The sequence below is a fragment of the Achromobacter semiaridum genome (assembly GCF_053543755.1).
In genome coordinates this window covers 1-13082 of record NZ_JBLVOL010000030.1, presented here as the reverse complement: position 1 = coordinate 13082, position 13082 = coordinate 1, and the positions used below count along the sequence as shown (strand labels likewise).

The window sequence follows — 13082 nt, the reverse complement described above, 5'->3', positions numbered from 1 at the left end:
TCCAGTAAGGATCTGCTGTTTGATAGCAAAGAAGAAACATATGAGAAGATTGACTTTGTTATTGGGGGCTATCTAGTTCGTCCGACGAACCTCACGATACGGCTCCCTTGAAAGGCGGAACCATAGTTCATCAGCTACGAGCCTATGGTCCGGTTCGAAGTCTGACCCTGGTTCTTGGAGTGAACGCTAGTGCCGCCTGAACTGGTCAACGTCGGCACCACGGCCCAGCATCTTGGGAATTGCGGCGCGCATCTCCCTGGGGGACAAGCCGAGCAACGCCTGAATCTGATCGGCGGGCAAGGTCAAAGCGCCTGCGGGCAGTCCCCAGGACAACTCAAAGTCACGCAGCACCCCCCTGATCAGTGTGGGAGCATGCTTTTCCTTAGGTTTGGGGAAGAACACCGGCTGTACACGGCTTAGCAGCGGCTTTGAGATTCCCTGGAGCGAGTTGGCGGTTGCGATGTACAGGCAATGCGACAGATCGCACTCAGCCATTAGGAAGACATCCATGTATCGCCGCGCGTTGCCGGGCTCCAGGAGATCCAATAGAGCAGCGTGTGGATCTTCACTCTGGCCGCGTCTCCCGAGCTTGTCGATCTCGTCCAGCACGAAAAATGGGTTGGCCGAGGTGGTCTGCTGGATGAACTCCACAATTTTGGAGGGTCTGGCGCCTCCCCATCCGCGCGTACACCCCTTGAGCAGCTTGGTATCGGACGCTCCCGCTAGGTTTAGAACGCTATTCGGAGAACCAAGCAAGCTGCTTAGGCGCTGCGCGAATCGCGTCTTGCCGGAACCCGGCGGCCCCACAAGCAGGAATGTGCCCATCCCCAGGCGGACGGATCCCGACCGCCTTCGAGCCAGCAGGTCAGACAAGACGGTGGAAATTGCCTCAGGTGCCCATGGAAACTCCTCGAGGAGCTTGGCCTCGATGCCGTGCAGCGTCTCCAATTTCGGGAGTGGAGTGAGGGGAAGCTTTTGCTGCAAGCTCGCATACAGCTTCAGAATCTCTTGCTCGGACCTGTCTGCTGAGGCAGGGATTGTGGCGTTCAGGACGGTGACGCGCTGGTTTGCGTCTGATGACGCGGCATCCTGATCGCCGTCAGCTTGCAGCGCCGGTGAGTCCAAACTCCATTTCACTGTGAAATCTGACAGTCGTACCCAGATCCGCTCTGCCGAATCGACATGTGGCCTGTCGTACAGGCTATGCAAAACGGCGAGCCGTTGCTCGATCAGCAATGCACGAATCGTTTCGGCTTTTTGGAAAGGGGTGGCAAGCTCTGCTGGAGCAATGTCAATAAGCGCACTCCAAACGGGGTTGACCCACCTCAGCGCCTGTCGACGCAGGTCGATACGCGAATCCAAATGGGAAAGCCGAGGGAGGGTCAGGAAGCCGACAATGCACGTCAAGGCGCACTTAAACTCTTCACTCTCCCAGCCTTCGAACCGACGCTGCAAATGGCGGTATGCCGCACTGGCACCTCCTTTCCATGCATCCGCGGCCTCAGAGACGACTGTATTCTTGACATCCTCGGTGTTGTGAGTGCCCGCCTCCTTGTTATACAGGCGCGGAAGAATGTCCTTCGTGGCCTCGAACTCCAGGTAGTGCTCATCGCGTGCTAACAGTGTGTTGGCGAGTTCAGTTGCACCCACGACACTACCCAGTTCGCGGGCCAACTGAAACCATGAGATGGAGCGCTGCCGCTTTGTAAAGATCCAGTCCTTTCCCGGCTTCCTTTCCCTCTTGCGCACGAACCGTCCAATATCGACTGCCGCAGCTGCCCTCTCATGCTTGGCATACGAGCGATCCGAAACCTGGCTCAGCAAGGACTTGATGTAAGGCAGATCATCGTCTGAGCCGATCTTACTGATGTGCTCAGGCTCGCTAAGGTAAAGCAGCGTCAAAAAGTCGTCGACGAAGAAGCTGTTTAGCGGGGCAGTCAGTTCGGTTGCGTCTGAGAGTGATTTCTTCAACATGAAAGTTCCAGTATTCAGGGCTAGACGTGTCCTCGGGCGCGTCAAGCGGAAGTCATAAGTCTCGGCAGTCAGTTGGTCACCGGATTGTGCAGTTAGGGCAGACGTTTGTTAGGAGGCCGGTATTGCGCATCGAGCTGGGTTTCCCGCAGTTTTCACAGGTCTCAGCGCTGACGCATTTGGCGTGGTGGATAGCCTGCGAAATGGTTTCGGCTGCCGCGTCTCGCAGAGCATCGTCATTTCCATCCACGTCGCAATAGAATCGCAACGCGCCGAACTTTTCCTTGATCTGCACGACTTTCGCTGTGCAGCCTGGATGTTCGGACAGGATGGTGTCGATGCGGGAGAGCAGGTCCTTGAGCAACCCATCCCAGCCGGGGCCACATTGCGGCCCCCAGGGCAGATAGGCGTGCCCAAGCACACGCGGAAATTGCTTTTTTAAGGCATCTAGGCGGTCAGAGTACTCGTTCATGGGAGAGGCCTGTTCGGCAAGAGAATCGGTTCAATCAACGCAGAGGAAGGGCGCGGGCAAAGGCACTAGTGCCTCAGAAAGTGGTAGGTTGGCTGCGGAGTTCCCACAAAGTCCAAGCCCCGCGTTATGCGGGGCTTGGGGGTAAGAAACATGATCGGTGCGCAGGTCTCCTGCTTGTCGCTCGCCTGGCCAAGGCAAACGCTCGGACCGAAGACGCACAGCAATGCGGCTTGCCTGAGCGAGAAATCAATTTCATACCGACCTCCATGGACGCGTTGAAAAGTTCGTGATGATGATGTCTTGATCTATAGCCTATACAAACGCGAGGCAGTGATCGAGGCTTTTCGGAAGAAAAAATCAGCGCAAATTCCAATTCCGCAGTAAACCTATGACTTTGTTCATAGAGCGGAGTGCCTAATGTGTGTAACAGTGAATTTGTGGCAAATCCGCGACGCTGTCTGCTCAATCATGAGGATCTTTCGCGACTCGGCCCGCACGTAAAGTAGTAGGTTCGCTGCGGAATTGATGAGTGTGCCTTTGGCAGACAGCGCTCTTCAACTTTTCAAGTTTGCCTAAACACCCATCTTCCACTCGTGCGCTATTATTGTTACCGCTTGATTCATATTTGTGAGAGCCAACCAAGACTGGGTTATCGCCTAAATCTAGTTAGCTCCCCTGGGAGGCAACATGACCGATGTGGTTGCAGCAATTCAGAGTGCTATAGACATAGTAGGCAAACTGCGTGCGCTATCCAAGAAAGTCGAAGATGCTGACTTCAAGATGCTACTTGCTGATTTATCAAGTGAACTAGCTGATGCAAAACTTGAGGTTGCAAACCTCAAAGTTTCATTGGCAGAATTAACTGAGGTGAATCAAGAATTGATGGAGAAATTCGCACGCAAGACAAATGAAACCCCCGCCCTCAGCGATGGCGCATACTCGTTTACGGGTCAAGATGGGCTTTTTTGTACTGCTTGCTTCGACACTAAACAACAGAAGGTGCGAGTCACACCACTTACCGGAGCTTTCCGAACGTTTGGCAAGTGGAGATGCCCTTCATGCAAAGAAAATCTAGGTGGAGGGCTCTAGCTCATCACTCCAGTAGACCAATTCTCAGCTACTCGGTCGAGAGCGGCTGTCTAGAGAGACTGCTGGCCAGAAGCGGACGTCGTAAATCGAAGGCAAGATTTTGATCCAATCCGGCTTTGGATTGCTATGGCAACGAGGGGCGAAAAGGTGATGACACTCGAATGAGTGCAGAATGGAAGGGCATCAAGAAACCCACAACTCCTACGGTACCTGTCACTGCCGCTCTGGTAGCCTCCAGCCCCATCATGCCGCCACAGCAGCGGCTCTTGACCTACTCTCCCGACGAGTGGGAAGACTTCGTGCAGGAATGGGCACATTACTGCCTCCAGAGTATCTACAAGCAAGTGCAGCGCTTTCTGGCGCCGGCGATATGGGGATAGACGTCGTCGGGTTTGTGGATGACAAACGCCTTGAAGGCGTGTCAGGCTTCAATGGCTGACCATTTCTGATCTGTTGCTAACGAATGCGGCCGTTGCGTGTCGAGGCGGGTTGGATGGTGTGAGAAATGGTGTAAATCCTGGTGTGAAATTTGGTGAGACGAGTTGAGCTGTCGTCAGGTTCATCAAGATATAACACGTTGATTTATATTGATATTCAGTCTATCATAGGGACACCTTTCCGGCTCTTAATCCGTAGGTCGAGTGTTCGAGCCACTCACAGCCCACCAAAATTTTTGGTCGTACCCAGGAAACTTGGTGCACCAGGCAAAAAAGCCCACCGCATGCGGTGGGCTTTTTGCTTTCCGGCTTGGGCGCCGAGTGCTTCTTTACCCAAACTCCAACTGATAAAAACTCTGGCTCGCGATCAGCGTCGCGCCGCAGGACGTGCGCATGCCTTCCAGCGCGGTCATGCGGTCGGAGCTGACGTTGTGCACGCCTTCGACGATGGTGTGCGTGTCGCCACATTTGGGGCAGGTGACGCGGTCGCCGACGCGGGCCATGGGTTGGCCGAAGATGATGACGGTTTCATCGCCGGTCACGACGACGCCGCCGTGCGACGTCTTGTCGCCTTTGCGGATGACGGGGCGTTGGGACATGGCGCGAGATATCTGTTTACAGATACGTGCCGTCCGGCGCGCGCCGGGCAGGGCCGACCACGAACGTGCCGTCGGGCGCCATGCGCACGGGGCCGCCGCCGCCTTTGTAGCTGCCGTCCGGCGCGCGTTGCGGGGTGCCTGCCACGTACGTGCCGTCAGGGGCGCGGGTGATGGGGCCTTCGCCGCCGACATAGGTGCCGTCGGGCGCTCGGCGCGGGGTGCCGGCAATGAAGTGCCCGTCGGGCAACATGCGGATGGATTTCGTCGTCATGGACGCTCCTTGGGTAGGAGCCGAAATCATAACGATGCATCGTGATGCGCCTTGTAATAGGACGTGTCATCTTTGAACGTTATGCGTAAGCGAATGTGGGATCATTTCCGCCATTCCCGCCGCTGGCAGCGTTGTCTTCGCCTTTGGTTTTGACGCCGCCAGCCCCGCTACCGCTTCCCCAAACTATGACCGACATCAACGCCTTGTTGCTTCCGATACCCGGCGATGCGCCCTGCGGCGTGGACCTGGTGTTCTCGCCTGAATTCGACGCCATACGCGAAGCGCGTCGGCACGATGATCCGCAGCTGGACCAAGGCGACTGGATCATCGATCTGAAAGAGGCCGACTGGCCGGAAGTGGCGCGCATCTGTTCCGAGGCGCTGCGCAACCGTAGCAAGGACATACGCATTGCGTCGTGGCTGGCGGAAGCGTGGGCCAAGACGCGCGGCTTTGCGGGCTTGCGCGACGGCTATCTGTTGATCGACGGCCTGTGTCAGAACTATTGGGATGGCCTGCACCCCGTGCCCGAGGATGGCGACGTGCAGCAACGCGTGGGCAACCTGGCGTGGCTGCTGTCGCGGTCGCAGCAACTGATTGGCGAGATTCCGCTGACGCAGGCGGACGGCGCGCGTTATGGCGCGGTGCTCTGGGAGGCCGCCAGCCAGTTGGCCAACGCCGTCAAACGCACGCCGGACAACGCCAACGAGCTGACCCGGGGCAAGCTGACGCTAGACCGCTTTGATGCGGCGCGGCGCGATACACCGCCGTCGTTCTATTCCGAACTGGACGGCCAGCTGGAAGGTTGCGCGCAGGCGTTGGCGCAGCTGGAACGCACGCTGGACGAACGCCTGGGTGACGAAAGCCCGGCGTTTTCAAGGGTGCGCGAGGCGCTGCGCAACGTGACCGAACTGGTCCACCGCTTTGCCCGCGACGCCGGTTTGCTGGTGCGCGCCGATATGGCGCCGACCTTGCCACAGCCGCCCGTGGCGCCCGCCGTTCCCACCCGTGTGGAGCCGACCTTGCCCGCCGACGATTCCTTCCCTGCCGCCGGTGCGCCCGTCGGCCTGGCCTCAACGCCCGCCGTGCGCGGACCGATCCAGACGCGCGAGCAGGCGTTGGCGCAGCTGCGCGAGGTGGCTGATTTCTTCCGTCGCACCGAACCGCACAGCCCGGTCGCCTACCTGGCCGACAAGGCCGCCAGCTGGGGCGAGATGTCGCTGCACCTGTGGCTGCGCACGGTGGTCAAGAACGACGAGACCCTGTCGGGGCTCGAAGAGCTGCTGGGCATCAAGAAGGCCGGCGAGAACGGCTGATGTGTGGCGGCCGAGGTCTGCCCGCCGATGTCAGGCAACAGACTTCAGGCAACAGACTTCAGGCAACAGACTTCAGGCAACAGACCTCGGGCCAACCGCCAGCCTTATCGCGCCGCGCGGAATTCGATGCGGCGATTCTTGGCCCGCCCCTCGGCCGTGGCGTTGGTCGCGACCGGTTGATCCGGGCCCGCGCCCATCGCCTCGAAGCGCGACACCGGCAAGCCCTTGTCCACCAGATAATCCCGCACTGCATCCGCGCGTGCCTGGCTCAGCGCCAGGTTGGTGCTGCGGCTGCCTGAACTGTCGGTGTGGCCGATGATCTGGATCTTGTCGGCACGCAGCTTGGGCACCGCATCCGCCACGCGGTCCAGCAACTCGCGACCGCGTGCCGTCAACCGCGTGCTGCCCGTTTCGAATTCCACGACGCGGTTGCTCAGCAGGTTGTCCAGCACATCCTGTTCGTCCTTGCCGGCCGATACGCGCAGGCCGTTGACGATCTTGTAGGTGGGGTTCAGCGACGTGGCGAAGGTGCTGGCGATCTGTTGCCGCGACGCTTCGTTGTCCACCTCGCCGCGCAAGCGGATCTGCGTGCCGTCGATCTCCAGCTGACCCCGGTTGATCTGCTTGAGCGGGGTGTCCAGCAGCTTGCTGACGTGTTGCGACCAGTTCGCCGGCGCGACCACGCCGCCCACGTCGATGCGATCAATCACATTGCCCACGCCATAGACCTTCTGCAAACGCGCCAGCACGTCGGCCTTGGTGGCCTCGTCGGGCACCGCGCCGCTGGCCACCACCTGGCCGGGTTGGGGGATGACGTTGGCCGGCACCACCGTTGCGGCATCCTGGGCATGGGCCGCGCACGACAGCGTGGCGGCCAGGGCAAGAATAAGCGTGCGCATGCGCTAGGCTCCGATGAAAACTTCGCGGAACGTTTCCAGCGCCTGGCGCAAGGAAAGCCGCGGTTGATCCAGATAGCTCGACAGCTTGGCCAGCCCGTGGCTGGCGCTGACATGGTCGCGCACCCACGGCGCTCCCTCCAGCACGATGTAGTGCTGCGACAAGGTCTGCGGCGTGGACAACAGGCTGGCCAGCGTCTGCGGCGATGCGCCGCGAAAGCCCACCACCAGCCGATGCTTGCCCGCCACCCTGCCGATGAACATGGCGATTTCAAAGTCGGCGCGTGTCAGAAAGGGCGCGATCAGCGTCATCCAATACGTGGCCACCAGGTTGATGTAGAGCGGGTCGTCCGGCAGCGGCAACGCCAGCCCCGTGTCCAGCTGCGACGAGCCGCTGGACATCACGGGCGCAAGCAGGATGCCTAGCGCCAGCACGATGTCGTGCATGCTGGCCGCGTGGCCGTTGTTGCGCAGCATGGCCTCTACGCGCTCGATCGTTTGCAGGTCGATGAACGCATCGAAGCCGTCGTCGGCCGCCGTGCGGATCTCGCCTTCCAGGTCGTTCAGCGTTTGCAGCGCGGGGGCGGGGTCGCCGTCCTGCATCAACTGTGCGGCGGCCGCGCCCATGCGGTTCCACATGCGGCTGAACGCCAGCGGGCTGCGCGCAATGAAATCCAGCGGACGCGCAACCTCAACCGACGTCGCGCTGATGAACGGAAAGCGCCGCCCGGACTGGTCGCGGCTGGGTTGCAGGTGGCCGGCAATGGCCAGCTTGCCGCGCGAACCCAACACCGCGAAGGGCACGGGCTGCGCCTCGTCGTACAGCGTCTTCCAGTGCGGGTCTTGCGCCAGGATCTCCATGGTGTTCGCCACCCACGCATCCAGCGTCGCCATCAGCTGAGGGTGCGAGGTGTTCTTCACGAAATCACCGCGAGACGGGATTTTGCCGAAGTAGGCCGTACGGAACATGGGGGACTGCGGATGGCTCATTGCTGCGCTCCGGCAGGCGTCGGGGCGACGGGGGGTTGAGAGGACGTGCCCACCACCGTGGCGGGAAGGCGCAGGTTGCGCAGCCCTTGGCTGCCAGGTTCGGTGCCGCCCGCGCTGGCGGCTTGCGCGTTGCTGATGATGCGCAGCTTGACCGGCACGGTGATGTTCGACTTGGTCCAGCTCATGTCGAAGCTGCCGTCGGGATTGGGCTTGCGTTGCGATCCGGAGATCAGGCGTTCCAGGCCGAAGCGGCCCGGCTCGTTGATGACCTCGACCACGGTGCCGTCGAACGCGGTGGCCGTGATGCGCGCGCCGGGCGCGCCCTGCGCATTGGGCCACACGAAGTTGACCCACTGCGGCGGCGTGTTGCGATAGCGCAGCTGCTGGCCGTCGATCTCGATGGTGTATTCCGTGACGCCGCCCGCCGGCTTGGGCTGGATCTGGAACAGCGTCTGCGGCTGCGACGCGGCGCCCGAGCCAGCCGCGCCGCCCGCCAGCGGGGCCACCCACTGTGCAAAGTTGGCAGTGAACGACGGCTGCAAATCGATGCCCATGTCGCCCCAGGTGCGCGCCGTCAGGATGTCGCCGCGTCGCACGGTCAGCGGCCCCAGCGTGTCATTCACGTACTTGGCGATGCTGCCTTGCGGGCCGAACACCTGGCCGATTTCTTCACCGCTGGCCTCGATGCCGGCCTTGGTCGAGAACGGATACTTGTCGGCCAGGCCCTGGCTGAAGGGCTGATAGACCTGCGCGTTCCACACCTTGTTCAGCTCGGTCTGGGCCGGTTGCATGGCCACGGCATAGCCCTGGATCAGCGGGCGCACCAGCAGCGGGCGCAGCGTCTCGCGTTGCGCGGGCGTCAGGCCGGCCAGCATCTGCTCGTCAACCAGCTTCAGCGCATCGGCAAGCTCCGAGTCCTTGCCTTCCAGGGTCTGGCGCATCAGCAGCAAGGCGCCGGGGCCCGGGTCGCCCTGGTTGTTGATCAGGTTGAAGCGCGTGCGGATCTTCGACAGCGCCGTCATGTAGTTGCCCATCAACGACTGGTTGTCGCGCGTGACCACCAACCGGGCCACGTCCGAGAACTCGCGTCCCACCGGCCCCATCGGAATCTGTTCGCCGTTGGCCGCCGTCTGCGCCTGCGCGGGTTTGGGCTGGCCCTGGCGCAGGATCACACGCTTGAACCACGCCACCACACCCGTCTGCGCTTGCGAAATGCCGGTGTTGATCAACGACGGGTTGTCCCACGACGTTTGCTCGTAGGTGGTGTTGATCAGTTTGACCAGCGGCGAATTCTGCGGATCGCCCAGGCGGTTCATGCCGTGCACCGCTTGCTCAAAACTGTTGAACGGCTTGATCGTGACCCCGCGCAGCATCTTCTGCCATTCCTGCGCGTACTCGGTCTTGTACATCGTGGCCAGGCTTTTCTGGATTTGTTCCGGGCTGCCTTCCAGCGTGAGATCGTCGCGCGCGTTCACGCCCAGCACCCAGTCGCTGGTCTGCACTTCGCGCCGCGCGGCCTCGCCGATGGCGGGCTCGATGTATTGCTCCCACGCTTCGCGGGTGAAGGTGCCGGGCACGGCGTAGCTGCCCGCCACCACGGCGGCGTCGGCCTCGCCCATGATGCGCGCCACGGTCATTGCCGGGAAGCGCGTGGCGGCACGCGCTTTCAGCGTGGAATAGGCGCGTTCGCGCGCCGGCATGCCCTGCATCACGCTGCGCAGATTGCCGCGCGTGCGTTCCACCAACGCCAGATTGGTCTCGATCTGCGGCCAATCGGCATCGGCGGCGCGCGCCACGTAAAACGAAATCAGCCGCTCCGCGCTGCGGATCAACTGGTCGCGCGGCATGGCGCCGCGATTGGTTTCCAGCCAGCCGCGCCAAAAGCGCGTGATCTGATCCGACAGGTGGGTCGGGTCCACGTGCTCGCGGTTGGCCATCATCAGGTACGTCTTGAGCGCGTTGTACGCGTCGTCCACGTTGGTGGGCGAGGCGTCCTGGAACAAGGTGTCGCCGGCATTGGCGCGCGCCGGCTGTGCCTGTGCCTGAGCAGACGCCTGGGCGGATACCGGCGTAGCCGTCGCGCCGGATGCCGCGGCCTTCGACGTATCCACGCGGCCCAGATACTCTTCCAGGCTGGCCTTTACCGGCACCAGCATGAACTGGCGCAGGCCGTTGTAATACTCGGCCAGCAGGCGTTCACGCAGCACATCGCCCTGGTACAGCCCCAGGCCCAACGACAGGGGGCGGCTGGACGAATAGCGGTCCAGCTGTTCGATGCGGTCTTGCAGGATCTCCATCGCTTCCAGACGGCTTTGCAGATCGGTGCGTTCGCTTTGCAGGCGCACCACCTTGTCCAGATCCGCCTGCACGTTGGTGGCCAGCTGGCGGTTGCCCAGGTACGACCAGCTCCAGCCGCCCAGCACCAGGCCCAGCGCCAGCACCAGCCCGAAGAAGGTCAGGTAACGCATGCGGATCTTGTTGGGGCTGGCGTGTTGGCGCACCAGCTTCTTGTCGGCAAAGATCACGTTGGAAAACAGATCGCGCAGGAACAGGCCGTTGTGCGATGCCGTGTTGCGCGCCGCCCCACGCGTGGACGGACGCAGGCTGAAGCGTTCGGCCAGCTTTTCCGTGGACGTGCTGCGCGAGGCGCCTTCCTGCAAGGCGCTGGTGAAGTAAAAGCCGCGAAACACCGGCTTGTACTGGAACGGGTTGGTCTCGAACAAGGTCGACAGGAACGTGCGCAGCGCGGGTTTGATCGCCGCGAATTCCGGCGGGAATGTCAGCAGGCCCGGGGGCAGGGCGCCGCTGCGCCGCAGCGAAATCTGCGCCGTGCCCATCTCCTTCAGGCCTTCATACAGCTCGTCGAAGCGTTCGTCGAATTGGGTCAGCACGTCGCGGCTTTCGTCCGCGCCATACGGCAGCGTGGCGCCCCACACGCGATCCCGCTCTCGCGGGTCAGCGTCCGCGAAAAATTCCGAGAAGCCGGCAATCAGATCCGCCTTCGTGAAAATCACATACACCGGCGCAAACACTTCCAGCCGGTCGGTCAGTTCCTGCACGCGCTGGCGCAGGTTCTTGGCCAGGTTGATGGCAAATTCCGGGCCGGAATCGGTCAGCTCGCTGATGCTGGCCGCCACGATGATGCCGTTGATGGGCGCCTTCGGGCGATGGCGCTTGAGCAGGTCCAGAAAGCTCATCCATTCGTTGCGGTCTTCTTCGTGCACCGAATAGCGGCCCGCCGTGTCCAGCAGGATGCCTTCGGTGGTGAAGAACCAGTCGCAGTTGCGCGTGCCGCCCACGCCGCGCACGGCCGCGCCGTTCTTGTCCGCAAACGGGAATTGCAGGCCCGAATTGATCACCGCGCTGCTCTTGCCCGCCGCCGGGTTGCCGATGACGATGTACCAGGGCAGTTCGTACAGCGCTTCGTTGCCCGACGTCTGGCCGATCTTGGACGTCTTGATCGTGCGCACTGCCTGCGTCAGCCGTTGGCGCAAGGCATCGATGTCGTTGCGGTTGGCGGCGGGGCTGGACACGGCGCCTGTCTGCACCTGTTGCTCAAGCATGTCGCCCAGCTGCTGGTTGGCGCGACGCGTACGGCGCCGCCGCCACAGCTGCACGCACAGCCACAGCAACAGCAATACGCCCAGCGCGGTGCCCGCCCATATCAGCCCGATCTGCATGGTGTCCGCGAACAGAAACAGGAAGACGATCAGCGCGATCAACCCGATCACCATGAAGGTGCGCGGGTTGGCGAATACGCGCGCGCCCCAGTAGCGTAGGTCGCTAAGGGAACTGGAAAGAGAAGATAGGAATCCTGAGGGGCTACGCATGGTTTTCGCTGTTATTTTCCGAGTCAGGCGGTAGTGCCGGCGGCCGGTCGATAGACCAGGGACGCGCAGCGCAATGCGGGGTCTTGCAGGGTAAGGGTCAGCACCGGATGTTCGGCCTGCATACAGGCTTCACCGGCGATGGCCAAGCTCAGCAAGGAGGCGGCCACGCCGGTATGGCCACAGGCCACGCCCACCGCGTGGCAGTCCTTGCTGGCATCCAGGTGTTCAAACAATTGCGACGTCACGCCCAAGGCTTCCAATGGGCGGCTGCCGCGATGATCGGCGTCGCTGACCACATGCACGACGCTGTCCGGCGCAACGGCCGCGCGCTGCAACAGGTCGCGCGCCAGCTCGGCCAGCGCGGGCTCCGGCAACGCGCCCCGCGCGTCGGCGGGCTTCTGGCGTTGGATCAAGGGGGACAGGGCGACGCGCAAGTCGGTGGACGCGGAAGAAAGGGCCGTCGCAGCGGCGTTCGATGCGGCTGCCCCTGGGGCGGCCACACCCGCGCGGGCATCCACCAAGCTCAGCAGCAAGCCGGCAGCCGCCTCGCCCGGCACGCGGCCCTGCGGATTGGCGTGCGTCAGCAGCGTGGCGTCCGCGTCCCATTGCGCCACCTGATCCTGATCGATGTAGCCGTCACCGGCCAGCACAATGCGCCACGTCGGGGCGGCGTTGGTGCCGGCGGGCTGTGACGCCAATTCACGCAGCAGCGTCTCGGTGGCCATCACGTCGTGCGCGGCATGTTCCGTGGCGCTGACGCGGCTATCGGGCCAGACGCCCGCTGCCGCCAGCACTTCGGCGCGCGCGCGCTCGCGCGCGGGCTGCGACCAGGTCGCGGGCAGCAGGATGTCAAAGCGCAACAACGGCCAGTCTTCGTCGCGCGCTGGCACATCCAGTTCGGTGACGCGACGATGCGCTTCGTTGGTAAGCGTGGACGCGACATCAACCAGCAAGGCCGTTGCACGCAGGCCCGCCGTGGCCAACGCGTCGGCGGGCGCGCCGCGTTCGCGTGCGGCGGCGTACAGCTCAACGTCGTCCAACGGCGGCACGCGCGCTGCAAAGACCGGGAAACCCTGCAAGGTTTTCAGTTCGGGATCCAGCTCGGGGCGCTGTTGTTCGATCAGCGCCTCGGCAATCGATGCGGCATCCGGCCCGGCCCCCGCGCGCGCCGCGAACGCAACGACGCGCAGTTCGGCCCGAGCCGCCGGCGCCGC

General features: G+C 62.4%; 10 protein-coding genes. 2 read left to right on the top strand and 8 right to left on the bottom strand.

What is annotated here, in order from left to right:
* Window positions 1–186: 186 nt before the first annotated feature.
* Window positions 187–1974, bottom strand: a complete 1788-nt coding sequence (locus tag ACNPP0_RS09605) for an AAA family ATPase (protein ID WP_448705716.1) — start codon at window positions 1972–1974, stop codon at window positions 187–189.
* A gap of 76 nt (window positions 1975–2050) precedes the next feature.
* Window positions 2051–2443: a hypothetical protein gene (locus ACNPP0_RS09600; RefSeq protein WP_448705715.1), complete on the bottom strand. Its 393-nt coding sequence runs from the start codon at window positions 2441–2443 to the stop codon at window positions 2051–2053.
* Between the two features lie 687 nt (window positions 2444–3130).
* On the opposite strand from ACNPP0_RS09600, the gene ACNPP0_RS09595 reads away from it, so the two are divergent.
* Window positions 3131–3532 (top strand): hypothetical protein, encoded by a 402-nt coding sequence (locus ACNPP0_RS09595; RefSeq protein WP_448705714.1) that lies wholly within the window; start codon window positions 3131–3133, stop codon window positions 3530–3532.
* A gap of 766 nt (window positions 3533–4298) precedes the next feature.
* On the opposite strand, the gene ACNPP0_RS09590 is transcribed toward ACNPP0_RS09595, so the two are convergent.
* Window positions 4299–4568, bottom strand: a complete 270-nt coding sequence (locus ACNPP0_RS09590; protein ID WP_046804224.1) for a PAAR domain-containing protein — start codon at window positions 4566–4568, stop codon at window positions 4299–4301.
* Window positions 4569–4584: 16 nt separating this feature from the next.
* Window positions 4585–4839: a hypothetical protein gene (locus ACNPP0_RS09585; RefSeq protein WP_104143413.1), complete on the bottom strand. Its 255-nt coding sequence runs from the start codon at window positions 4837–4839 to the stop codon at window positions 4585–4587.
* A 185-nt stretch (window positions 4840–5024) separates the two neighbouring features.
* Here ACNPP0_RS09585 and tssA point away from each other — a divergent pair, with 185 nt between their 5' ends.
* Window positions 5025–6152, top strand: coding sequence for a type VI secretion system protein TssA (gene tssA, locus ACNPP0_RS09580; RefSeq protein ID WP_448705713.1), 1128 nt, complete (start codon window positions 5025–5027; stop codon window positions 6150–6152).
* A 104-nt stretch (window positions 6153–6256) separates the two neighbouring features.
* Here tssA and ACNPP0_RS09575 read toward each other — a convergent pair whose 3' ends face one another.
* From ACNPP0_RS09575 to ACNPP0_RS09560, 4 genes are all read right to left on the bottom strand, one after another.
* The gene (locus ACNPP0_RS09575) at window positions 6257–7051 is read right to left on the bottom strand and encodes an OmpA family protein (RefSeq protein ID WP_046804221.1); all 795 of its coding nucleotides are present in this window, start codon (window positions 7049–7051) and stop codon (window positions 6257–6259) included.
* Between the two features lie 3 nt (window positions 7052–7054).
* The gene (gene tagF / locus ACNPP0_RS09570; protein WP_332612947.1) at window positions 7055–8038 is read right to left on the bottom strand and encodes a type VI secretion system-associated protein TagF; all 984 of its coding nucleotides are present in this window, start codon (window positions 8036–8038) and stop codon (window positions 7055–7057) included.
* Complete coding sequence (gene tssM / locus ACNPP0_RS09565) at window positions 8035–11772, bottom strand: type VI secretion system membrane subunit TssM (RefSeq protein ID WP_448705732.1); 3738 nt, start codon at window positions 11770–11772, stop codon at window positions 8035–8037. The genes tagF and tssM overlap by 4 nt, the downstream gene beginning before the upstream one ends.
* Before the next feature lie 119 nt (window positions 11773–11891).
* A partial coding sequence (locus ACNPP0_RS09560) for a hypothetical protein (protein WP_448705712.1) occupies window positions 11892–13082 on the bottom strand: 1191 nt, incomplete at its 5' end.